Raw genomic sequence first — 22,927 nt, 5'->3', positions numbered from 1 at the left:
CTCGCTCACTCCTCAGTGATCGGCGCGGACGGGCTCGGGCAGGACCGGTCCCCAGTCGAACGGCGGGTCCGGGATGTCCTTGCGCAGCACGGGAGTCACCGCCGACTGGAACAGCTCCAGCGAGTCGCGATGCTGACTGTCCGTCAACCCGCCCGCATCCGCGTGGAGATGGAGCACCGTGTGCCCGAACTGATCGTGGTAGCGGTGCACCTTGTCGATGACCTGCTGCGGGCTGCCGATCAGTGCGGAGCTGCGCTCGACGTAGTCCTCCAGGGTCTCGAAGACGATGGGCAGGCCCACCTGTTTCTGGAAGGCGAGGTTGCTCTCGAAGATCGGCCGGTAGACGGCCAGCGCCTCCTGGGTCGTGGGGGCGACGTAGAGGCCGGCCGTGCCCGCACCCACCGCGATGTCGGCCGGGTCGTGGCCGTAGTGCTCCCAGCGTTCACGGTAGTAGCGGATCAACTCGGCATAGGGCTCTATGGGGTTGGTGACGTTCGCGGAGAACAGCGGGTCGCCGTAGCGGGCGGCCAGGTCGACGCTCTCCTTGCTCGTCGCGCTGCCGTGCCAGACCCGGACGGGTTGCTGGTACGGCTTCGGCCACACCTCCGCGTCCTTCAACTCGGGGCGGAAGCGCGTCTTCGCCGTCACCTTCTCCTGGCGCCAGAGCTGCCGGAACACCTCGTAGCTCTCGGCGTTGCGCTCCCACTGGTCCTCGGGCGTGACGTGGAACAGCTCGCGCTGGGCGGTGCCGTTACCCTTGCCGATGATCAAGTCGAGGCGTCCGCCGGAGAGATGGTCCAGGGTCGCGTAGTCCTCGTAGGCGCGGACCGGGTCGAGGAGGCTCAGCGTGGTGACCGCCGTGAAGAGGCGGATGCGGCGGGTGAGGGCGGCGATGTGGCTGAGGACCACCGTCGGCGAGGAGGAGATGAAGGGCCGCTCGTGCCGCTCCCCCACGCCGAAGCCGTCGAAGCCCAACTCCTCGGCCAGCAGGGCGTTGTCGAGGACTTCGCGGAAGCGCTCGTGCGTCGACTTCTGTACGCCCGTCGTCGGGTCGGGGCGGTGGACGATGAGGGTGATCGCGAGGAACTTCACGATGCCGCCCGTTCCTCGCGCACGTCGTCGGGGTGGGCCAGGCCGAGGTGGTCGCGCAGGGTCGGGCCCTCGTACTCGGTGCGGAAGACGCCCTGTTCCTGGAGGAGCGGGACCACCTTGTCGGCGAAGGGGTCGAGGCCGGTCGGGGTGATGTGCGGGACGAGGATGAAGCCGTCGCTGGCGTCGGCCTGCACGAAGTCGTTGATGGTCTTCGCGACCGTGGACGGGGAGCCGATGAAGGCCTGCCGGTTGCCGGTCTCGATGACCAGGTCGCGGATGGACCAGCCGTTCGCCTCCGCCCGCTCGCGCCATTCACGGGCGGTCGCCAACGGATCGCGGTACATGCGGACTTGGGCCCGGCCCTTGGAGATGTGGTTGTCGCTGACGTCCGGGTCGATGTCGGGCAGCGGGCCGTCCGGGTCGTAGGACGACAGGTCCCGGTTCCAGACGAACTCCAGGTGCTTGATGGCCGTGGCGCCACTGACCTGCTGGCGGCGCACCTCCTTGGCCAGGTCCTCGGCCTCGGCGTCGGTGTCGCCGAGGACGAAGGTCGCGGCCGGGAGGATCAGCAACTGGTCCGACCTGCGACCGTACTTGGCGAGGCGGGACTTGACGTCGGTGTAGAAGGCCTGGCCCTCGGTGAGGGTGCTGTAGCGGCTGAAGATGGCGTCGGCGCCGGCCGCGGCGAACTCGCGGCCCTCGTCGGAGTCGCCCGCCTGAAAGATCACCGGGCGGCCCTGCGGGGAGCGCGGGACGTTGAACTGGCCCTGGATGTCGAAGTGTTGGCCCTGGTGGACGAAGGCGCCGGCCTTGGCGTCGCTCAGGAAGGTGCCGGTCGCCTGGTCGGCCACGATCTCGTCGCCGTGCCAGGAGTCGAAGAGTTCCTGGGTGGTGGCGAGGAACTCCTTGGCCCGGGAGTAGCGCTCGTCCTGCGGCAGGAATCCGCCGCGCCGGAAGTTCTCGCCGGTGAACGCGTCCCAGGAGGTGACGACGTTCCAGGCCGCCCGGCCGTCGGAGAGGTGGTCGAGGCTGGCGAACTGGCGGGCCACCTCGTAGGGCTCGTTGAAGGTGGAGTTGATGGTGCCGGTCAGGCCGAGGTGTTCGGTGACGGCGGCGAGCGCGGCGAGGATCGTGAAGGTGTCGGGGCGGCCGACGACGTCCAAGTCGTAGATCTTGCCGCCCTGTTCGCGCAGGCGCAGGCCCTCGGCGAGGAAGAGGAAGTCGAACTTGGCGCGCTCGGCGGTGCGGGCGAAGTGCGCGAAGGAGCTGAACTCGATGTGGCTGCCGGCCGCCGGGTCGCTCCACACGGTGGTGTTGTTGACACCGGGGAAGTGGGCGGCCAGGTGGATCTGCTTCAGGGGCTTGCTCATGTCGTACGGTCCCTCCGGCTCAGGCGGTGGCTGCGGCAGCGGCGTAGCGGTTGGCGGGGCGGGCGAGGCCCAGCAGTCCGCGCAGGGTGTCGGCCTCGTAGGCCTGGCGGAAGGCGCCCCGGCGCTGGAGTTCGGGGACCAGCTTCTGGGTGATCGCCGGGAGGTCGTGCCCGGCGACGGCGGGCCGCAGCCGGAAGCCGGTCAGGCCTGCCTCCTGCAACTCCTGGAGCAGGTCGGCGAGTTGGGCCGGTGTGCCGGTGAAGATGCGGGCATCGCTGGTGTACGGCTCCCCCGCGAGGGCGTCGAGGCGTTCGCGGCGGGCCACCGCCGTGGCCTCGTCGTCGTCGAGGAAGACCACCAAGTCGCCGAAGACGTGCAGGAGTTCGTCGGCGCGTCCGGCGGTCTGCTGCTCGGCGCGGATCTCGGCGACGATCGCCCGGGCGTCGTCGGTGTCGTGCGGGGTGACGTAGCCGACGTCGGTGGCGCGGGCCACCAGCCGGTACGGGATGGTCTGGTGGGCCAGCGAGCTGACGATCGGCTGGCCCTGCGGCGGCCGGGGGGTGATGGAGGGGCCCTTGACGCTGAAGTGCCGGCCCTCGAAGTCGACGTAGTGCAGCTTGTCCCGGTCCACGAAGCGGCCGGTGGCGATGTCGCGGATCTCGGCGTCGTCCTCCCAGCTGTCCCAGAGGCGGCGCACGACCTCGACGTAGTCGGCGGCCTCGTCGAAGTGCTCGGCGAGGCGCTCCTGTCCGGCCTCGGTGCGCAGGCTCTCCAGGCTGATCGGCGGGAAGGTGCGGCGGCCGAAGTGGTCGGCCTCGTGCGGGCGGGCGGAGAGCTGCACGCGCAGGCCCGCACGGCCGGTGCTGACGTAGTCGAGGGTGGCGATCGCCTTGGATATGTGGAACGGCTCTGTGTGCGTGGACACCACGGTCGGGACCAGACCTATGTGGCTGGTGAGCGGTGCGATGCGGGCCGCGATGAGCACGGCGTCGAGGCGGCCGCGGACCTGGTCGGTGCGGCCGTCCAGCTCGCCGTAGTGCGAGGACTGGAGGCCGAGGCCGTCCTCGAAGGTGACGAAGTCGAGCAGGCCGCGCTCGGCCTCGGCGACCAGGTCGGCCCAGTAGCCGGCGGTGAGCAGGTCCCGGGGCCGGGCCACCGGCTCACGCCAGGAGGCAGGGTGCCAGCCGGTGCCGTCGAGGGCGACGGCGAGGTGGAGGGGAGGAACGGAGGTCGATGACACGAGGGTGCCTTCCTGGAGATCCGTACGAGATCGCCGGCCCTCGGAAACGGGCGCACGGCGGCTGGGGCAACGGGGTCAGGGGCGACAGAGAGCGCCGGCCGTGCGCAGCAGGTCGATGTGCTGTCGCGTGGTGAGACGCACGTCGAGGATGGATCCGCCACACATGTGCTCCACCTCCACGGAATCCGGCTTCATAAGGGGCAACGGCACGGCTATGCCGTTTCTTCCGGATCGGTGGCGGCAATCGGGCCGGTGCGCCGGACGAGCGAGAAGACCGTACGGGCGCGCAGGGTGAAGCCGATCGACTCGTACAGCCGGATCGCGTTGGTGTTGGTGGCCGCGGCGTGCAGGAAAGGGTGCTCGCCGCGTTCCTTGATGCCGGCGGCGACCGCGCGGACCAGGCGGGTGGCGAGGCCCCGGCCGCGGTGGTCGGGGTCGGTGCACACGGCGCTGATCTCGGTCCAGCCGGGCGGGTGGAGCCGTTCGCCGGCCAGCGCGATGAGGCGGCCCTCGTGCCGGATGCCGAGATAAGTGCCCAGTTCGACGGTGCGGGGCAGGTAGGGGCCGGGTTCGGTGCGGGCGACCAGGTCGAGGATCTCGGGGACGTCGTCGGGGCCGAGGAGTACGGCCTCGGGGTCGGGCTCGGCACGCAGCCCGGTGTCCACGAGTTGGACGCCCTGTCCGGAGCGGACGATCTCCCAGCCGGCCGGGGTCTCGCTCACACCGCGCACCGCGGCGGTGCCGCCGGGGCCGACGAGGGTGGCCAGGTCGGCCCAGGCGCGCGGGTCGTCGTTGTCGGTGATGGCGTGGAAGCCGGCGACGTCGACGGGGTAGCGGGCGGCTCGGCCGACGCGTTCGGCGAAGTGGGCGTGCGGGCCGGTGAGCGCGGCCCAGGCGGGGTTGTCCAGAACGTGGGACGTGGAGGTGGTGGTTTCGATACTGGCGGTGGAAGACATCGGGTGACGGCTCCGGTACTGGTCGCACGGGCGGGGACCCCGCTGCGACGCGGCGGGGTCCCCTTGCGGAGAGGGTGGGTCAGGAGTCGGTCAGCGGCAGTCCGGGCGGGTTGACCTCGGACTTGGCGACGGCCTCGTCGGAGAGGTTCCAGGCGGCCAGCCACTTGGCGTACTGCCCGTTCTTGATCAGGTAGTTGATGGCGTCCGCGAGGGGCTTGGCGAGGCCGCTGTTCTTCTTCGCCGTGGCCGCGATCAGGCCCTGGAGGGAGGATCCGGCGCCGGAGTAGGTGCCACCGCTGCGGACCGCCTTCGCCGTGCCCTTGGTCGCGGAGACCTGGTAGGCGACCGAGGGGTTCGGGGTGAGGTACGCGTCGATCTTCCCGGCGGCCAGCGCGAGGTAGGTGCTGTTGTTGTCCTGGAAGTACTTGACGGTGAGCGCCTTCTTGCCCTCGGCGGCCAGCTTCTTCTTCCACTCCAGGAGGATCCGCTCCTGGTTGGTGCCCGCGCCCACGGCGACGGTCTTGCCGGCGAGGTTCTCGTAATCGCCGTCGAAGTTCCAGGAGTTGCTCGCCTTCACCGCGAAGCCGAGGTTGTCCTCGCGGTAGGAGGCGAACTCGTACTTCGCCTTGCGCTCCTCGGTGTCGGTGACGTTGGAGAAGGCGACGTCGACCTTGCCGCTGTCGAGGCCGATGAAGAGGTTCTCCCAAGTGGAGTTCTTCAGCTCCGGCTTGAGACCGAGGACGGCGGCGACCAGGCGGCTGATGTCGGCCTCGGAACCGGTGAGGGTCTTCTGGTCCGAGCCGACGTAGCCGAGGGGCGGGGATCCGGAGGGCAGGAAGCCGACGCCGATCTCCAACTTCCCGCTCTTGGCTATGGACTTGGGCAACTCGGCGCTGATCGACTTCACTTCGGCGACCTTGAGCGTCGCCTCCTTGGCGGCACCGTTGGAGAGAGCGCCCACGGTGACCGTGCCGGAGGCGGCCTTGTCGGTCGTGGTGGCCGCGTCGCTGTCGCCGCCGCAGGCCGCGAGCCCGCCGGCGAGGGAGGCGAGGACGGTTCCGGCGGTGAGTCCGCGAGTGATTCTGCCGCGAAGGCTGGGAGTGGGCATGGCTGTTCCTAGGCTCGGTGGTGAAGGTGAAGGTGAAGGTGAAGGTGGAGGTGCAGGTGAAGAGAGGGCGGCTCAGAGGACCTTGCTGAGGAAGTCCCTGGTCCGTTCGTGCTGTGGTTTGTCGAGGACCTCGTGGGGCGGTCCCTGCTCGACGATCTTTCCGCCGTCGATGAAGACGACCCGGTCGGCGACCTCGCGGGCGAAGCCGATCTCGTGGGTGACGATGACGAGGGTGGTGCCGCTCGTCGCCAAGTCCTTGATGACGGCGAGGACTTCGCCGACGAGTTCGGGGTCGAGGGCGGAGGTCGGCTCGTCGAAGAGGATGACGCCGGGGCGCAGGGCGAGGGCTCGCGCGATGGCCACGCGCTGCTGCTGGCCGCCGGAGAGCTGCCTCGGGTAGGCGCCGGTCTTCTCGGCGAGACCGACGCGGCCGAGCAACTCCCGGGCCAGTTCCAGGGCTTCGGGCTTGCCGAGCCTGCCGGTGGCGACGGGCGCGGCGGCCACGTTGTCCAGCACGGTCAGGTGCGGGAAGAGGTTGAAGTTCTGGAAGACGAACCCGATCCGGCCGCGCTGCGCGAGGATGGCCCGCTCGCTCAACTCCTTGAGCCTGCCGCCCTGTTGCCGCACCCCGATCAGCTCGCCGTTGACGCTGACGTAGCCGATCTCGGGCTTCTCCAGGTGGTTGATGACCCGCAGCAGCGTGGACTTCCCGGAGCCGGACGGGCCGAGGATCACGGTGACCTCGCCGGGCCGCACGGTCAGGTCGACGCCGTCCAACACCCGGTGCGCGCCGTACCACTTGTGCACGTCGTGCACCTCTACGGCGGCGGGTGTGATGTCCGCCAGCGGTTCGATCGTGTTCGTGGTCATACGGCGGCCTCCCTGCGGATGCGGGCCCGCAGGTCGGTGACACCGGTGCGGAGTTTCTGGATCGGGGTCGGCGGCAGGGAGCGGGTGGCGCCCCGGGCGTAGTGCCGCTCGACGTAGAACTGGATGACGGACACGACGCTGGTCAGGATCAGGTACCAGACGGTGACCACGAGGAGCAGCGGCACGATGTCGCCGGGGTAGGTGGAGCCCATCGTCTGCGCGGAGCCGAACAGGTCGAGCAGCGAAACGTAGAAGACCAGTGAGGTGCTCTTGATCAGGCCGATCAGCTGGTTGACGTAGTTCGGGGTGATGGAGCGCAGCGCCTGGGGGAAGACGATTCTGCGGAACTGGTAGCCCTTGGGGAGGCCGAGGGCGGAGGCCGCCTCGTGCTGGCCCTGGTCGACGGAGAGGATGCCGCCGCGGACCACTTCCGCCGCGTAGGCCGCCTCGTTGAGGCTGAGGCCGACGACGGCGACGGCCATGTCGGTGGCCAGCTTCGACTCGTCGAAGGAGAAGAAGGCGGGGCCGAAGGGGACGCCGATGCTGAGGGTCTGGTACAGGGCGCTGAAGTTGTAGAGGAAGATCAGCACCACGATGAGCGGGATCGAGCGCAGCGCCCACACGTAGGTCCAGCTCGTCGCGCGCAGCACGGGGCTCTTCGAGAGCCGGGCCAGGGCGAGCAGGATGCCGCCCAGGAGGCCCAACACCGCGCTCAGTGCGGCGACTTCGAGGGTGATGACGAGTCCGTCGAGGATCGTCGGGCGCAGGAACCAGTAGCCGAAGCGGCCCCATTGGTAGAAGGGGTTGGTCGCCAGGCCGTGGACGAACTGGGCGACCAGCACCAGCACGACCAGGGTGACGATCCACCGGCCGGGCCGGCGCAGCGGCTGAACTCGCTGTGCTGTCAGGGGTTTTGACGGGGCGTCGACGGACGGGGCGTCGGCCAGGGACACGGTGGTGCCCGGGGGTTCAGTCATGGAGGGCTCCGGCGGGTTCACAGACCCCGGTCCGTGGCGGTGGACGCGCGACGGCGAGCGGCACGCGCGGGTGCACGGGACCGGGGGCGGGGAGGGGGCAGGCACACCGGCGGAGGCGGGTGTGCGTCAGAGGTGCGTGGGCCGACTGGTCGTCAGGCCCGACAGCGGGCGCGGCCCGGTGCGGTACACAGTGCGCTGCTGACCCGGAGCAGATCGACAGCGCGGTCGGCGACGAACAGGTTGGCGTACGACCGTACGCAGCCCTGCGGGCGGCATGTGGCCGTCCTGAGAGCTGCGTACATGGCGTCACCCGTCACTGTTCCGGCCCCGCGGGGCCTCGCGCTTACCGAAAAGGTCATCCGGTCCGGTCGTCACCTGGGGCACCCCACCGCGTGCGAGGGTTGCCGGTCAGCAAGCCAGGGCTTGTCGCTGACACTCATGACCGTTCTGGTTCGCAAGTTAAGACAATTGCCCGAACGTATGTCAATGGTCGTCCACCAACTGGACGGCCCAGACCGCGCTCAGCTGCGGCAAGCTCCCGTTTCGTCCGCCGCGTGGGCCGCCCAGTCCAGGATCTGGACAGCCGCGCCGGCGGCCTCCAGGCCCCGGCAGTGGGCGTGGTGGCGGCGGGCGATGCCGTCGAGGTCGAGGTGGGTGCCGAAGGCCGGGTGGGCGGCGAGGCGGCGGGCGTAGGCCCACAGGTGGGGGTGGTCGGCGATGCGCTGGACCGCGGCGGCGTCCAGGTGGTTGCGGTGCACGGTGTCGAGTTGGACCAGGGACACCCACAACTCGACGTCCGCGGCGGTGAGTTCGTCGCGGATCATGTGCTCGCGGCCGTCCAGCCACCGGTCCAGCGAACCCAGCGTCTCCAGCAGCCGGGCGACCGCCTCGTCGCGCTCCTCCTGCTCGACACCGGCCGCGCCGGCGCGCTGCGCGGCGTCCTCGATGCCGTCCGCGCACAGCCGCTCGACGGCCTCGATCTCCGACTCGGCGCCGCACGGGTACAGCTGGGGTCCGCCCTCGCCGAAGTGCCGGGCGAGGTCGCGCGTGATGTCGGGGGCATGCGTGCTGACGATCCGGCCGGACCAGTCGTCGCTGAGCACCGGCGCGGCGGCCGGTCCCGAGTAGCGGTGCGCGCTCGCCTCGTAGAGCGGACGCAGCGCGGAGTGTCCACCACTCGGACAGTCGGGTACGGCGGACAGGAACACGGCCGGACAGCTCTCGTCGAGGCCGAGCAGGCTGTGGGTGACGGCGATGCGGAGGCCGTCGGCGCAGGCGGTGGACAGATGGACGCGGTAGCGGCGCGGCACGGCGTAGTGCCCGCTGCGCGCGTCGCGTCCGATCCGGCCCCGGAACGTGGGGGCGGACCGGGGCGAGGGGATGGCGGCGAGAGGCGTGCTGGACATGGGACTCCCCGGGTACGGGCGCGTGGACGTACGCGCGGCGGAAGCGTCGTCGTGCGGAGGGCGGGGGTTCAGCGCAGGGGGTTCAGTGCGCTGCAGACCCGCAGCAGGTCGATGTGACGGCGGGAGGTCAGAAGAGGCGAACGGTCCACGCGACGAGTGGTGACCGGCTCAAGCCCCATGTTTCCCTACCTGTTCACTAGGATTCCCTACTGGAGTGTCGATCCGCCGCGACCCGAGGTCAAGAGGGCGTCCACGGACCGGGCATCCACCGCCCGCCCCGTGGACACCCGGTGCCGCTACTTCGCGTACATCAGCGTGCCGAACCCGAGCTGGTCGTAGCCGCCGCTGTCGGAGCCGTAGTCACCTCCCCCGCCCTCGGGTGCGACGAGGTCGTAGTACATGGCCGAGATGTACTTGTCGTCGAGGCCGATCCGCCGGTTGTAGTGGAAGTGGAGCATCGCCCACACCGGGCGGATCTGGCCGCGCGAGGCGGAGGAGATCACCGTCTGGGACGACTGGGCGCAGCTCTGCCCGGTGCCCCAGGTGTAGGTGGTGAAGGGCACGTCGCCGCCGCTGTTGTACTTCGCGACGTACTGGGCGGCCTTCATGAAGCGGCGGCTGTCGTACGAGTACAGGTCGTCGCCCTGGTTCCAGGCCATCTCGCAGACCGCGCCCATCTGGCCCATGCCCAGGACGGTGTGACCCTGGTCGCGGCCCGACTCCTGCCACTGGCCCAGCGCGTAGCCGTCCGCGTCGGTGTACAGATACGGCACCGCGTGCGCGATCGACCCGTTGCCCGCACCGGACTTGAAGTACGTGACGGCCTGGTCGTACTTGGCGGAGTCCTCGTTGAGGATCCCGATGGCCAGCACGGACGCCACGGTGCAGAGGTCCCAGTTGGCCCAGTAGTTGGTGATGCAGGCGTCGTTGTGGTTGGTCAGGAAGCTGTTGTTCATCGGGTAGAAGACGTTCGCCATCAGCTCCTGCGCGGCGGCGAGGTCGAACCCCGAGTAGTCCCGCATGAGTTCGCACGCGTTGGCGAACTGCCAGCCGTAGAGGCCGGCCGCGAGGAACCGGTCGGCGTCGCCGCCGATCGAAGTGAGCGTCGTGGACCAGGCGTTGAGGATGTTCGCGGCACAGACCGCGTTGGCCTCGGTGCCGCCGACCTTCCAGCGCAGGGCGTTCTGGTAGGCGGCGGCGATGTCGTTGTAGAGGAGGCTGTAGTTCTGTCCCGTGCCGCCTCGGATGATCGTCGCCGTCGCCCGGTTCGTCCAGGTCGACTGGGAGTGGGAGTTGGCGGTCAGCCTGTTCCAGCCGGACAGCCAGGGGTCGGTTCCCGCCGCGACCCTGACCTTGGCGCGGTTGATGTCGCCGGCGTTGTGCAGCATGCCGGGGTGGGTGAACGTGGCCGGTGCCGCGTGTGCGGTCGTGGCCACCGTGGCGCCGCCCAGGGCGACGGCTGCGGTGAGCCCGCCGGCGGTCTTCAACAGACCGCGGCGGCTCAACTCGGTTCTGCGGAGGTGCTCGTGGGGGGACGTGCGGCTCATTGCGGTGCATCTCCAATCCATGAAGGATCAGGTGGGCGTGATGCTCACCTCGTCGAACTCGGCGGTGCAGCGGACCAGTTGGCTGCGCGAGCAGACCACCAGCCCGACGTGGTAGGGGGCGTCACCGAAGCCGGGGATCTCTCCGTCGGCGAGGGGGGTCCAGGTGACACCGTCATCGGTGGACAGCGCCGCGCTGAAGGCGGTCCCGACGCGCTTCAGCCGCAGCAGGGTCGGGAGGGTGACAGCGGCTCCGCCGGTGAAGGCCGAGGCACCGGCCACGGTCTTGCGGAGCATGAGCTGGGCACTGGTCCCGCCGGTGACGATCGCCCCGGCGGCCTGGTCGAACGGCGACAGCGACTTCGCCATCAGCAGCCCGACCCGGTCGGTGGTCACCCCACTACGGGAGACGATCCGGGCGACGATCTCGCAGTCACCGCTGACGGTCCGCCGTACGAACTGCCCTGTCATTCCCTGGCCGTTGGCGTTCAGGTCGACGCCCGCGCCCCGCACGGTGAAAGTGCCGCCGTCGTACGACGTGCTCCCGGGCGTCGTGATCGCCACCACGCCCAGCGTCCCGAAGGCGCGGTCGTCGAGCACGGTGTCGCCGAGATCGCCGTACGTCCACGGCGCGGGCGGCGCGGTGCCGACCGTGAGGGCGAGGGGGCCGGTCGCAGTTCCGGAGGCGTTGCTCGCGGTGGTCCCGACCGTGAACTCGCCGGTCTCCGTGGGGATTCCGGCGATCAGGCCCGTACGGCGGTCGATGCGGAGACCGGCGGGCAGGCCGACCGCGGTGAACCGCACGGGCTCGTGTGAGGCGCGCAGCAGATGCTGGAAGGCGGCGCCCTGGTTCGTGAACACGGCAGTGGCCGAGGTGAGTCGGGGTTGCGTCGGGGTCGGCATCGCGGCTTGCGCCGGTGTCGAACGCGGCCCGCGTCCACCGGCGTTGGTCTTCGCGACCGTGTAGTGGTACGTCGTTCCTGGCGCCCCCGTCGCGTCGGTGTACCGGATGCGGGTGCCGAAGCCGACCGGGCCCACGCGGGTGGCGAGAGTCTCGTACGGTCCGCCCGTGCGGGTGGCCCGCAGCACGGTGTACTCAGCGGAGAGGTCCGAGTCGGTCCAGGCCAACTCGACGGCGTCGGTGCCGGTTCGGGCCCTTAGGTCGGTGGCGGTACGGGACGGACGGGGTACGCGCCAGACCGTGCCGGACGAGGAGGTCACGCTGACGTTGTCGAAGGCGCCGGTGCCGGTCTCGGCGTAGTCCTCGTCGACACCGAGGCAGGAGGTGAGGGCGAGCCCGGCGTACGCGGTGCGGCCCAACTCGACCTCGGTGGAGCCGACTTCGGTCCAGTGGACGCCGTCCGGGGAGATGGCGCCGGTGCAGCGCACGCCCTTGCGGGTCACGCGGACCCAGTAGGGCGCCCGGAGCCGGTAGCCGTCGCCCGCGCCCTCGACGTACGGCGCCTCCAGGGGCGTCGCCGACTCGGGCAGCGTGCCGAGGCTTGAGATCGGGAAGGCGGCGTTCACCGTGATCGCCTGCTGCTGGGAGGGCGGTACGGGGGTGCTGCCGGTCGCGGAGATCTCCGCGCCGGCCGAGGGCCGTACCGTCCACACCCCGCTCCACGTGTGCAGCGGCAGCCCCTGGATCAGCATCGAGGCGTGCGCCGCGTCCGGGTCGAGGGAGGCCCGGACGGTGACGCCGATCTTGGAGTACTGCGAGCTGAGCGGCCACACGATCCGCGCGGTGATGGTGCCGTCGCCACGCAGCGGAAGGTGGACGAGGCGGTAGGTGTCGGCGGTTCCGCCGGCCTCCAGGACGAAGCGCTCGCCGTCGAAGGCGGCGGAACCGGGGATCTTCACGTCACCGATGTCGCGGGTCGCCCAGGGCCCGGGGAGACCGGCGGAGGCCGCGGCCCAAGCTGAACTGCCGCTCGTCCCCAGGGGGTTGGAGGCGGCGACCGTGTAGTTGTACGTCCGGCCGGTGTGCACGTTCCGGTCCGTGTACGTCGGCTGCCTCACCCCGGACGCGATCTTCTCGTACCGGCCGTCCACCTCGGTCGCCCGGAGGACCGTGTAGGAGTCGGCCCACGTCGACGGCAGCCAACTCACCGTCACGGAACGGTCGTTGCCGGTTGCCGTGACACCGGCCGGTGGTGAAGGAACGGTCGGCGAGGGCGTCGTAGCACCGGCGTAGGCGAAGGTGCCCCAGCTCGGGAGGTCGTCGTTGCTGCCCTCGATGACGCGGGTTCCGCCGGTGCCGCGGAAGACGGCGGCCTTCGTGTACGGGGTGTCCAGGCCGCGCACACCGGCGTAATGGGCGTACGCCATCTCGTAGATGGGCGGCAGGGTGCCGCGTGACGTGGGCGAGACGGTCAGCTTGATGTACTTGCCGGTGCGGTCGAGGTCGGGGACGAAGGGGACGTCGCCGCCGAGGTTGTAGCGGGCGGCGTACTCGACGTTGGCGAGGATGCGGTTGTCGTCGAAGCCCCAGAGGTCGACGCCCTGGTTCCAGGCGACCTGTGCCGCGTCCGCCAACAGGCCGACCGCGAGCTGTTCGTGGCCCTGGTCGCGGCCGGACTCCTGGCCCTGGCCGGCGTCGGTGACGATGCGGTGGAGGACGCCGCCGTTGCCGGCACCGGCCGCGGCGAAGCGGAGCGCGTCGTAGAAGAGGGTGGGTTCCTCGCAGAACACGCCTATGGCCAGCAGGGATTGAAGGGACGTCAGGTCCCAGTTGCCGTTGGCGTAGAGCATGTAGCAGGAGAGGGCCGGGTACCAGACGCGGAGGAAGGACTCCTCGCAGCGCGCGACGTCGGCGGCGCTCCAGCCGTCGTAGCCGGTGTGGCGCAGCAGTTCGGCGGCGTTGACGAACTTGAAGGCCTGGAGGCCCGCGCCGAGGGGGCCGTCGGCTCCGGTGATGGCGGTGAGGGAAGTGGACCAGGCGTTGAGGATGTCGCGGGCCTTGTCGGCGTGTGCGGTGTCGCCGGTGACGGACCAGATCAGGGCGTTCTGGTAGGCGGCGGCCGAGTCGGCGACGGCCTGGTTCTGGTAGTTGGCGGGGCCGCGGCCCCAGGTGGTGATCTGGCCGGTGTTCTGCACGGCGTACGACGCGGCGGAGCGGGCGTGCGCCGCGAGCGCCAAGTAGCCGTCGTAGACCGGGGATTGCTTGGCGGCGACGGCAGCCTTCATGCGGGCGAGGTCGTCGGCGGTGTGCAGAAGACCAGGGTGGGTGAAGGCCCCGGTCTGGTTCTCGGCGGCCCGTGCGGTGCCGGGCACGAGCAGTCCGCCCGCACCCGATGCCAACAGCAGGGCCGCCGCACCGCCGAGGAAGCCCCGGCGACTGAGCGGACCCTGTGTGATCGACTCCGGCCCGGCAGCACCCTTAAGGGGCGCGGGGAACTGCGCGCCCAGCCACGACGGCGCCGCAGCCGACCGACGCCCCCTCCCCGCACTTCCAGCGGAGCTAGGTACAGGGTTCGTCATGACGCCGCGGCCGCCTCGGCCTCGGCGGTGGTGAGGAACTTCAGGTTGGTGACGTGCTCGTTGTAGAACCACTGGATCGCGTCGGTGGTGTAGTACCAGCTCGGCTTCTTCATCGAGTCGGCGACGACGACGCCGTTGATCACCAGGTTCTCGAACGTGACGTTGTTGATGGCGTGTTCGGCGTCGTAGCCGAGGAAGAGCGACGGGTTGGCGTGGGTGCCGGTGTAGCTGAGGTTCTTGACGTACACGTCCTCGATGCCGCGCCCGACCGAGGTGTTGTACTTCGTGTTGAACATGACCTTCATGTAAATGACCTGGCCCCAGCGGAAGTCCTCGATCCGGACGTCCTCGATGCGCACGTTCTTGATCAGGTTGGAGTCGCCGGGGTTGAGGGCGATGCAGCCCTGGTAGTTCATCTGGGGTTCGCGGTGGTCGAGGACGTCGATGTTCTTGATGACGAGGTTCTCGATCGTCTCGGGGGCGTCGGAGTTGCCGTGCGTGCCCACGTTGATCGGGTGGGCGACGTCCGCCCACAGGGTGCAGTTCTTGACGGTGATGTCGCGGGTGTCGCCGTAGTAGTCCCAGCGGTGGCAGTAAATGGCGATGCAGTCGTCGGAGTTGCGCATGAAGCAGCCGTCGAAGGTGATCCCGGTCGAGGAGAAGACGTCGAAGCCGTCGCCGTTGCCCTTCGAGCTGAACGCGCGCGCCTTGGTGACGTGGACGTTCTCGCTCTCGCCGAACGTGCCCGCGTAGCCTGCCGGGTTGAGGATGATGACGTCCTCGACCCGGATGTTCTTGCTGCCCTCGCAGAGGATGGCGCCGCCGGGGTTGTTGTAGAGCACTCCGTGTCCGATGAGGCGGGACTTCTCCACGTTCTTGAAGTAGACCTGCGCGGTCAGGACGGCGCCACCCGCGAGGTAGACGGTCTTGCCGCTGGGGACGGTGAGGATGTTTCCGGTGACGCTGTGGACGCCGGGGCCGAAGTAGAGGACGTTCGGGTCGTCGGGGGACGGGGTGTGGTGCTCGACGCGGTTGGTGATCAGGTGGAGGGCGTCGAAGATCTCGTCGTTGATCTGGACGACGACGTCCTTGGGCTCGTCGAGGGTGAACCGCAGGGTGTCGCCGAGGAGTTCGGGCGTGATGCCCAGCGCGTCCGGTCTCACCCGGGCCTTGGTCGTGCCGCCCTTGAGGTAGGTCACCTCGATCTCGACGGAGCCGTTGAAGTCGAAGTACGCCATCGACGAGTTGTAGACCTTGCCCGACCCCGTGGTGGCGTTGATCTCCTCGAACTGCGGCCGGTAGATGTCGAGGGTCTGCCAGGTGCCGTCGGGGGCGGTGCGTACCCGCACCTGGAAGCTGGTGTTGGTCGGCATGGTCGCCGGACGCGGGTAAGTGACCAGCGTGGGGCGGGAGTTGTGGCCGCCACCGGCGTGGGCCGCCGTGGCGGTCAGGCCGGTCAGCCCAGCGGCCAGCGCTGTAGCACCGGCCGCCTGGAGGGCCGTACGGCGGGACAGGGGTGTGTTCATGGTGCGACTCCTTGCAACAGGGTTGGCAGGGGGCTTACTTGAGCCCGGTGGTGGACATCCCGGCGACGAACCCCCGCTGGGCGACGAGGAAGACCAGCAGGATGGGGACGACGTACATCACTGAGGCGGCGGCCTGGAGGTCGGCCACCGGGGTGCCGGCCGAGGTGACGTAGGTGGACATGACGGCGACCGCGAGGGTGGTGCGGTCGGTGGACAGCAGGAGCTGCGGGGCGATGTAGTCGCCCCAGGTCCAGGTGAACGCGATCACGAAGCTCGCGCTGAGGACCGGCCAGGACTGCGGCAGGAAGATGCGCCAGAAGATGGTGGCGTAACCGCAGCCGTCGACGATCGCGGCCTCCTCCAACTCCCTTGGCAGGCCCGCGAAGAACTGCCGGAAGAGGAAGACGAGATACGGCGCGGCAGCCAGCCCCCACAGCACCCACGGCCAGTAGGTGTCGACCATGCCGAGCTTGGCGAAGATCAGGTAGGTCGGCAGCAGGGTGATCATCTGGGGCAGCATCATCGAGCCGAGCAGGATGCCGAACAGGGTCTTCTTGCCGGGGGCGGAGAGGCGGGCGAAACCGAAGCCCACCCAGGCGGAGCTGAGGGTGACGAGGGTGGCGTAGATCATCGCGATGATCAGGGAGTTGCGGGCGTAGCCGAGGAAGTCGATGAGCTGGTAGGCGTCGGCGAAGTTGTGCCACTGGATGTGCTGGGGCAGCCAGTGCACGGGCGAGGCGGCGAGTTCGGCCGGGGTCTTGAGGCCGGCCAGGACGAGCCAGCCGAAGGGGCCGAGGAACAGGCCCGTGACGGCGACGAGGGCGGTGTAGAGGACCAGGCGGCCCGCCCGCACCCGGACCGGGTTCTTCGCCAACGGACTGAGGGTGCTCACTTGTTGGCCTCCGGGTCGACGTTGTAGAAGACCACGCCGGACGTGAACCTGAAGATGAGTCCGGTCACGGCGAGGATCAGGACGAAGAGCACCCACAGCAGTGCGGAGGCGTAGCCGTAGCGGCCGAGCGCGAAGTACTCCGCGAACACGTGCATCATGTAGAGGTAGTTGGACTGCGGGATCGCGGTGACGCCGCCCGTGGTGCCGTCGGGTGCCAGCAGCAGCGGCATGATGGTCTGCACGGAGGCGATCACGCCGGTCACGGTCTGGAAGAGCAGCACCGGCGAGAGCAGTGGCACGGTGATGCTGCGGAAGGTCCGCCAGGCGCTCGCGCCGTCGATGCGGGCCGCCTCGTGGAGTTCGCGGGGTACGTCCTGGAGCCCGGCCAGCGAGATGATCATGACGTTTCCGGCGCCCCACAGCACGCTCATCAGCAGCACGTAGCGGGCGTAGGGATCGGCCAGCCAGCCAAGGGCGTTGATGCCGAAGATGTTCAACACCCCGTTCGCGGCACCGGAGTTCTGGTCGAAGAGCTGCTTGAAGGCGATGCCCGCGCCGACCGGCGGCACCACGGCGGGCAGGTAGAGCAGCGTGCGGAACAACCCGCGTGCTTTCAGCGGCCTGTTGACCAGCACCGCCAGCCCGAGCCCGGCCGCGATCGACAACGGCACGGAGGTCACCGCGAACAGGCCCGTGCGGCCCAGCGCGTGCCAGGTCACCGAGTCGGAGAACAGCTCGCGGTAGTTGCCTAGCCCGACGTAGCGCCAGTGCGGGGAGATGCCGTCGAACGTGGTGAAGCTCAGCCACAGCGCGTATGCCATGGGGAGGACGGTCAGCAGCAGGAAGCCGATGATCCAGGGCGAGGTGAACATGTAGAACGCGCGGTGTCTGCGTCCGGTCGCGGTGGTCCGCAACTGCCGTACCGGCCGCGCCCGTTCACCGCTCGCGGCCTTGCCGGGGCGGCCCGCGACCGCGGTGATCTGATCGACCGTCATCCCACTTGCTCCTTACCGCGCTTGAGCTGCTCGTTCATGGACGAGTTCAGGCGGCCCGCGAGAGTGTCGACGGAGATCCCGCCCGACATGGCGGCGGGGGCGGCCTGGTTGAAGAGGGCGGCGAGCGCGTCGGCCGAGGCGTAGGGCGTGAAGGCGGTCACCGAGAAGTGCTTCAGCTCGGCCTCCTGAACCAGCAACGCCCGCTTCTGGTACGGCTCCTGAGCGGGCATCAGGGAACGCAGGGACTTCAGGCTCGGGATGCCCCAGCCGCTCGACGCGCGTGCCTTGGCCGGTGCCTCGCCGAAGAACCACTCGAAGACCCGCCAGGCGGCGTCCTTGTTGGGGGCCTTCTTCGGCATCCACAGGCCGGTGCCGCCCTGGCAGGGGCTCAGGCGCGGGCCGCCGGCGAAGACCGGGGCGGGGGCGAGCCGGGACACCCGGGCGAGTTTCTTGTCGGTGTCGATCATGCCGCCGAGCCAGTAGCCGCTGCCCGTCATGGCCATCCGGCCGGCCTGATAGGTGGGCCCGTCCCAGCCGTTGGGGTCGGGCTGGATCAGGCTCGGGCCGACCTTGGCCCGGCAGTAGTCGATGTACCAGGCCAGCGCCCTGCGGGCCTCGGGGGTGGTGAAGTCGACGCGGGAGAAGTCGTCGCTGAACAGGCTGCCGCCGGCCGCGGCCGTCAACCCGGCCAGCAGACCAGGGGCGTTGAGGCCGTTGTAGCTGCCGCCGAAGACGGTCGTCTGCCCGTTCTTGCGCCGGGTGAGGCGCTTGGCGTCCGCCAACCACTGTTCATAGGTGACCGGTTGGGTCTCCGGCGGGTAGGCGACGCCCGCTGTGTCGAAGTGGGCCGTGTTGTACCAGTACATGGAGTCCTGAGAGAAGTCCTTCGCCATGCCGTAGCGCGGGCCCTTGCCCTGGGTGTGGCCGTCGTAGCGCCACAGGTCGTTGACCGGATCGAGGTCGTCGGTCTTGAGGACGCCGCTCGCGGCGAAGTAGGGGTCGAGGTTCTCGACGACGTCCCTGGCCACGAAGTACGGGGCGTCCACGGCGCCGACGCCGCGCACCAGGTCCGGCGGGGCGCCGGTGGTCATCATCGCGATCAGCTTGGTGAGGTCGTAGCGCACCAGGTGGATCTTGATGCCGATGTCCTTGTAGGCCTGGGTGACCTGGTCGGTGGTGACGTCGCCGTCCTTGACCATCAGCGTGACGGTCTCGCCCGCTCCGCTCACCCCGGTCGACACCTGCAACGCGCAGCCACCGAGTGATGCCGCGCCGACTGCCGCACCCGCGCCCGAAAGGGCGAGAAATCGTCGGCGGCTCAGGGGCGCACCAGCACGTGGGTGCATGACCGCACCACCTCCAATAGAAACCGGTTGTCACGCGTTGGGGCAGAGCTTCTTCCGGCTCGGAAACGGCGTCAAGACCTTGGGCGAACTTTCGAAAAGACTGGGTAACCTCGGCGAGACGGCGCCGGAACGCGGTCGGCTAGAAACCGGTTGTCCACCAGGCGTGGCCGAAGCCCCGGGAATCCGATCTCTGAAGTCCCGGGACTCCGGCCGCCGTTGGGGCCGTCAGTGCAGGTCGGCGGCCTGCTCGGGGCTCTCGTCGAGGAAGCCGCCCGACTGGTGCTGCCACAGCTTCGCGTAGGCGCCCTCGGTCGCCAACAGCTCCTGGTGCGTGCCTTGTTCGACGATCCGGCCGCGGTCGAGGACGACGAGCCGGTCCATGCCGGCGACGGTGCTCAGCCGGTGGGCGACGACGAGTGCGGTCCGCCCCTCCATGAGCCGCCACAGCGCTTCTTGTACGAGGATCTCGCTCTCGGAGTCGAGCGCGCTGGTCGCCTCGTCGAGCAGCAGGATCGGGGCGTCGCGCAGGATCGCGCGGGCGAGGGCGACGCGTTGGCGCTGGCCGCCGGAGAGCTTGATGCCGCGCTCCCCCACCATCGTCTCGAACCCGTCCGGCAGTTGGTCGGCGAACTCGGTGACGTGCGCGGCCTCGGCCGCCTGGCGGACCTCGGCGTCGGTGGCGTCGGGCCGGGCGAAGGTGAGGTTCTCGCGCAGGGTGCGGTGGAACATCGCCGGGTCCTGCGGGACGTAGGCGATGAGGCTGCGCAGGTCGGCCTGGCGGAGCCTGCTGATGTCCTGGCCGCCGATCAGGATGCGGCCGGCGTCGATGTCCGTCATCCGCAGCAGCAGTCGGCTCAGGGTGGTCTTGCCGCCGCCGGACCGGCCGACAAGGCCGATCTTCGTGCCGCTGGGCACGGTCAGGTCGAGTCCGTCGAAGAGGGTGTCGGCGCCCGCGTGGGCGAAGGTCACGTTCTCGAAGCGGACGTCGGTGGCCCGGGACCGCAGCGGCTCGGGCGAAGCCGGGTCGACCACCGTCGGCGGAGCCATCAACAGCTCGGTGAACTGGGCGGCTTCGGTCATCGAGCTTTCCAGTCGCCGGTAGATCTGGTTGAACTCGAACATGATCCGGGTCGCGTTCGTGTAGTACGTGAACGCGACGACGACGGCCTCGACGCCGTGTTCGCCGCCGCCGAGGGCCACCGCGAGGAGCAGGCCCAGCGCGTTCGTGAGCACCGAGAGCGGTGCGACCAGGGTGTCGATGCGCAGGTTGCCGTAGTCCCAGGAGCGGAGGGTCAGGCGCCTCGACTGGGCGACGCGGGACCGGTGTTCGGCTGCCTCGCGTTCCTCGGCGGCGAACGCGCGGACCGTGTCCATGTTCATCAGGCTGTCGGCGACATGGCCGGACACCCGGGCGATGGCCTCCTCGCGCAGGTCGACGAGTGCCTGGCGGCGCCGGATGAGCGGCGCGACGACCAGACCGGTGAGCGCGATCATCGCCAACAGGCCTACGACGAGCAGCGGTTCGTAGCGCCACAGCACGACCGAGCCGAACAGCAGCGGGCCCAGGCTGCCCACCACCTGGAACGTCATCGTGTCGACGAACTCCTCGAAGCGGGAGGCGAAGCTCAGCACCCGCTTGGTGAGCGACCCGGCGAAGTTGTCGTGGAAGAACGCGGCGTCCTTGGCGAAGAGTTCGTCCATGCCGATGACATACAGGTGCTCGATGCCGAGTGCGTCCAGCCGGTTCAGACAGTGCAGTCCCAGGCGCCAGAACACCTCGGCGAGCAGCAGCACTCCGGCGAACCCGAGGACGTACGGCAGTGTCGTGCGGACGCTGATGTCCGCGTCTCCGGCGATACGGCCGACGAGCTTGGCGACGATCAGCGGCGCGATGTAGTTGATGCCGATGTTGCCCACCGCGGGCAGCAGAGTGGCGGGCGCGGTCCAGCGGCGGAGCCGGGCCAACTCCCGTCCGTAGTAACGAAGTGCGAGTAACACCGAGCCTTTGCGCGGCCCGATGTCGCGCGATTCAGGCGATCCCATCCCCACCCCATGGTGTCGTCCGGCGCCCGGCAAACGGACTGGCCAGGAAGGGAAGTGTCCCGCGACGGCACGCGCGCAGTCCAAGCGTTTTTCCCTCAACAGCTGTGATGCGCACGGGGTTTGCGGGATCTACGGTGACACCATGGCGACTGATCCAGTGAGCGGGCCGATGCGGCTTGCCGACATGCCGTTGCACGATCCGTTCATCGTGGCCGACGAGGCGACCCGCACGTATTACCTCTACACGTCCAACGACCCTTCCGTGTCAGGTGTGGAGGGCGTCGGCACGATGGTCTACCGCAGCCAGGAACTGCGCGACTGGACGCGTCCCGTGGTGGTGTTCCTGGCGGCGGAGCAGAGCAACCTCTGGGCAGGCGACGGGGGTTGGGCGCCGGAGGTGCACGCGTGGCAGGGCAGGTACTACCTGTTCACCACGCTGCACGACGAGGACAGTCCGCTGCCGGTGCGCCCAACCGGCCGCTGGGGCACGCCGTTTCAGCTCGCGAACCACCGGCGGGGCACGATCACGGCCGTGTCCGAATCCCTGCTCGGCCCCTTCACCTCGGTCGACCCCGCCCGCCCCACCCCGCCCGAGCACCTCATGACCCTGGACGGCACGCTGTACGTCGACCCGTCCGGGCAGCCGTGGATGGTGTACGCGCACGAGTGGCTGCAGACCGTCGACGGCACGATGGAGGCGATCCGGCTCGCCCCGGACCTGACCAGCACGATCGGCGACCCGGTCTTCCTCTTCAAGGCCTCGGACGCGCCCTGGATCGGCGAGGAGATCCCGGCCGGTGTTCCCCATCAACTCCCGCCGTACGTCACGGACGGCCCGCAGCTGTACCGCGCCCCCGACGGGTCGCTGCTCATGCTCTGGTCGACGTACGAGAAGAACGTGCCCGGCGCGGACGGCAGTCTCACCGGGGGCTACGTCCAGACCTACGCCGTCTCCAAGTCCGGTGAGATCAAGGGGCCTTGGCGGCAGGAGCGGCCGTTGGTGCGGGAGGACAGCGGGCACGGGATGCTGTTCCGCACGTTCGAGGGGCAGTTGATGATGATCCTGCACCGGCCGTTCGAGAACGCGCGGGGGAAGGTGTACGAGATGGAACTCACCCGTGACGAACTGCGGGTGTTGCGGCAGCGCGTCGACCTCGACGGCGGCGGCTGATCCGGCGGCCGTACTCCCAACTCCTCGACAACCGCGCCTCATTACTGCTTGACCGCGCCCGCCAGCCCGTTGATGAAGAACCGCTGCAGCACGATGAAGATGAGGACGATGGGCAGCAGCGTGATGACCGAGCCCGCGCAGACCAGGGTCCAGGCGGTGGAGTTCTGGCCGATGAAGTTGAACATGCCCACGGACAGGGTGTGCAGTTCGGGCCGGGAGAGGGTGAAGACCAGCGGGATGAAGAAGCTGTTCCAGGCGTTGATACAGGCGAACAGGCCGACGGTCGCCAGCATCGGGCCGGACAGCGGGAGCATGATCCGCCAGAAGATCTGGTGGAAGTTGGCCCCGTCCACGCGGGCGGCGTCCTCCAACCCCCGGTCGATCGTCGTGAAGTAGCCCATGAAGAGGAAGGTGCCGAAGACCATCCCGCCCGCCGACTGGACGATGACCACGGACCAGAGGGTGTTGAGGAGATGGAGGCGCTGGATGAGGTCGAAGACCGGGATGATCGTGTAGCCGTGCGGCAGGAACAGCGTCACCCCGACCAGGCCGAGCCAGATCTTCTTGCCGGGGAAGTCGGTGCGGGCGAGGACGTAGCCGGCCATCGAGGTGGCGAGCAGGGTGACGATGACCGTGCCGGTCGCGAACAGGACCGTGTTGACGAAGAACTTGCTGAAGTCCGCCTGGGTCCAGGCCTCGCTGTAGTTGGACCAGTGGAACTCGGACGGGATCGGGTTGAGCCCGCCGGAGAAGAAGCCGTCGGTGCTCTTGAGTGAGCTGCCTAGTGCCCACAGGAACGGGTAGAGCCAGACGAGGCCGCCGCCGAACAGCGCGAGGTAGAGCAGACCGCGTCGGCCTCGGCGCAGGCTCAACCGCGTTCGCAGGCGCGGGCGTTGGGACAGTGTGGACAT

The 22,927-nt window shown here is 69.3% G+C and carries 18 protein-coding genes and 1 riboswitch; of the genes, 1 reads left to right on the top strand and 17 read right to left on the bottom strand.

Annotated elements, in window-relative coordinates:
• Positions 1–12 precede the first annotated feature (12 nt).
• The 16 genes from R2B38_RS37980 to R2B38_RS37905 form a co-directional block, all read right to left on the bottom strand.
• Entirely contained in the window at positions 13–1,092 is a 1,080-nt protein-coding gene (locus R2B38_RS37980; protein ID WP_318020338.1) for an LLM class flavin-dependent oxidoreductase, read from the bottom strand.
• A complete protein-coding gene (locus R2B38_RS37975) occupies positions 1,089–2,462 on the bottom strand; it encodes an NtaA/DmoA family FMN-dependent monooxygenase (RefSeq protein ID WP_318020337.1) in 1,374 nt (457 codons plus the stop codon). Before R2B38_RS37975 ends, R2B38_RS37980 begins: the two co-directional genes overlap by 4 nt.
• Positions 2,463–2,481: 19 nt before the next feature.
• Entirely contained in the window at positions 2,482–3,702 is a 1,221-nt protein-coding gene (locus R2B38_RS37970; RefSeq protein ID WP_318020336.1) for an LLM class flavin-dependent oxidoreductase, read from the bottom strand.
• A 212-nt stretch (positions 3,703–3,914) separates the two neighbouring features.
• Positions 3,915–4,658 carry a GNAT family N-acetyltransferase gene (locus R2B38_RS37965; protein WP_318020335.1) on the bottom strand — a complete coding sequence of 248 codons (744 nt, stop codon included), beginning with the start codon at positions 4,656–4,658 and terminating at the stop codon, positions 3,915–3,917.
• 79 nt (positions 4,659–4,737) lie between these two features.
• Positions 4,738–5,766: an ABC transporter substrate-binding protein gene (locus R2B38_RS37960; protein ID WP_318020334.1), complete on the bottom strand. Its 1,029-nt coding sequence runs from the start codon at positions 5,764–5,766 to the stop codon at positions 4,738–4,740.
• 72 nt (positions 5,767–5,838) lie between these two features.
• Positions 5,839–6,636 (bottom strand): amino acid ABC transporter ATP-binding protein, encoded by a 798-nt coding sequence (locus tag R2B38_RS37955; RefSeq protein ID WP_318020333.1) that lies wholly within the window; start codon positions 6,634–6,636, stop codon positions 5,839–5,841.
• Positions 6,633–7,613 (bottom strand): amino acid ABC transporter permease, encoded by a 981-nt coding sequence (locus tag R2B38_RS37950; RefSeq protein WP_318020332.1) that lies wholly within the window; start codon positions 7,611–7,613, stop codon positions 6,633–6,635. The genes R2B38_RS37955 and R2B38_RS37950 overlap by 4 nt, the downstream gene beginning before the upstream one ends.
• A 334-nt stretch (positions 7,614–7,947) precedes the next feature.
• Positions 7,948–8,057: riboswitch (SAM riboswitch) on the bottom strand.
• Positions 8,058–8,134: 77 nt separating this feature from the next.
• Positions 8,135–9,019, bottom strand: a complete 885-nt coding sequence (locus R2B38_RS37945) for a glutathione S-transferase C-terminal domain-containing protein (RefSeq protein WP_318020331.1) — start codon at positions 9,017–9,019, stop codon at positions 8,135–8,137.
• A gap of 68 nt (positions 9,020–9,087) precedes the next feature.
• Positions 9,088–9,198 carry a putative leader peptide gene (locus R2B38_RS37940; RefSeq protein ID WP_318020330.1) on the bottom strand — a complete coding sequence of 37 codons (111 nt, stop codon included), beginning with the start codon at positions 9,196–9,198 and terminating at the stop codon, positions 9,088–9,090.
• Positions 9,199–9,315: 117 nt separating this feature from the next.
• Positions 9,316–10,566, bottom strand: coding sequence for an alginate lyase family protein (locus R2B38_RS37935; RefSeq protein ID WP_318020329.1), 1,251 nt, complete (start codon positions 10,564–10,566; stop codon positions 9,316–9,318).
• A 27-nt stretch (positions 10,567–10,593) separates the two neighbouring features.
• Positions 10,594–13,866 carry an alginate lyase family protein gene (locus R2B38_RS37930; protein ID WP_411978606.1) on the bottom strand — a complete coding sequence of 1,091 codons (3,273 nt, stop codon included), beginning with the start codon at positions 13,864–13,866 and terminating at the stop codon, positions 10,594–10,596.
• 173 nt (positions 13,867–14,039) lie between these two features.
• Positions 14,040–15,569 carry a glycosyl hydrolase family 28 protein gene (locus tag R2B38_RS37925; protein WP_318020328.1) on the bottom strand — a complete coding sequence of 510 codons (1,530 nt, stop codon included), beginning with the start codon at positions 15,567–15,569 and terminating at the stop codon, positions 14,040–14,042.
• 34 nt (positions 15,570–15,603) lie between these two features.
• The gene (locus tag R2B38_RS37920; RefSeq protein WP_318020327.1) at positions 15,604–16,461 is read right to left on the bottom strand and encodes a carbohydrate ABC transporter permease; all 858 of its coding nucleotides are present in this window, start codon (positions 16,459–16,461) and stop codon (positions 15,604–15,606) included.
• Positions 16,458–17,456 (bottom strand): sugar ABC transporter permease, encoded by a 999-nt coding sequence (locus tag R2B38_RS37915; protein ID WP_318020326.1) that lies wholly within the window; start codon positions 17,454–17,456, stop codon positions 16,458–16,460. Before R2B38_RS37915 ends, R2B38_RS37920 begins: the two co-directional genes overlap by 4 nt.
• Positions 17,453–18,802: an extracellular solute-binding protein gene (locus R2B38_RS37910; RefSeq protein ID WP_318020325.1), complete on the bottom strand. Its 1,350-nt coding sequence runs from the start codon at positions 18,800–18,802 to the stop codon at positions 17,453–17,455. Before R2B38_RS37910 ends, R2B38_RS37915 begins: the two co-directional genes overlap by 4 nt.
• Before the next feature lie 225 nt (positions 18,803–19,027).
• Positions 19,028–20,845, bottom strand: a complete 1,818-nt coding sequence (locus tag R2B38_RS37905) for an ABC transporter ATP-binding protein (protein WP_318020324.1) — start codon at positions 20,843–20,845, stop codon at positions 19,028–19,030.
• Positions 20,846–20,987: 142 nt separating this feature from the next.
• On the opposite strand from R2B38_RS37905, the gene R2B38_RS37900 reads away from it, so the two are divergent.
• Positions 20,988–22,016 carry a glycoside hydrolase family 43 protein gene (locus R2B38_RS37900; RefSeq protein ID WP_318020323.1) on the top strand — a complete coding sequence of 343 codons (1,029 nt, stop codon included), beginning with the start codon at positions 20,988–20,990 and terminating at the stop codon, positions 22,014–22,016.
• Between the two features lie 41 nt (positions 22,017–22,057).
• On the opposite strand, the gene R2B38_RS37895 is transcribed toward R2B38_RS37900, so the two are convergent.
• A complete protein-coding gene (locus tag R2B38_RS37895; RefSeq protein ID WP_318020322.1) occupies positions 22,058–22,927 on the bottom strand; it encodes a carbohydrate ABC transporter permease in 870 nt (289 codons plus the stop codon).

Source organism: Streptomyces sp. N50, assembly GCF_033335955.1.
Lineage (GTDB): Bacteria > Actinomycetota > Actinomycetes > Streptomycetales > Streptomycetaceae > Streptomyces.
Note: the sequence above shows the minus strand (reverse complement) of the source record. Positions and strands in the feature narration are given on the sequence as shown.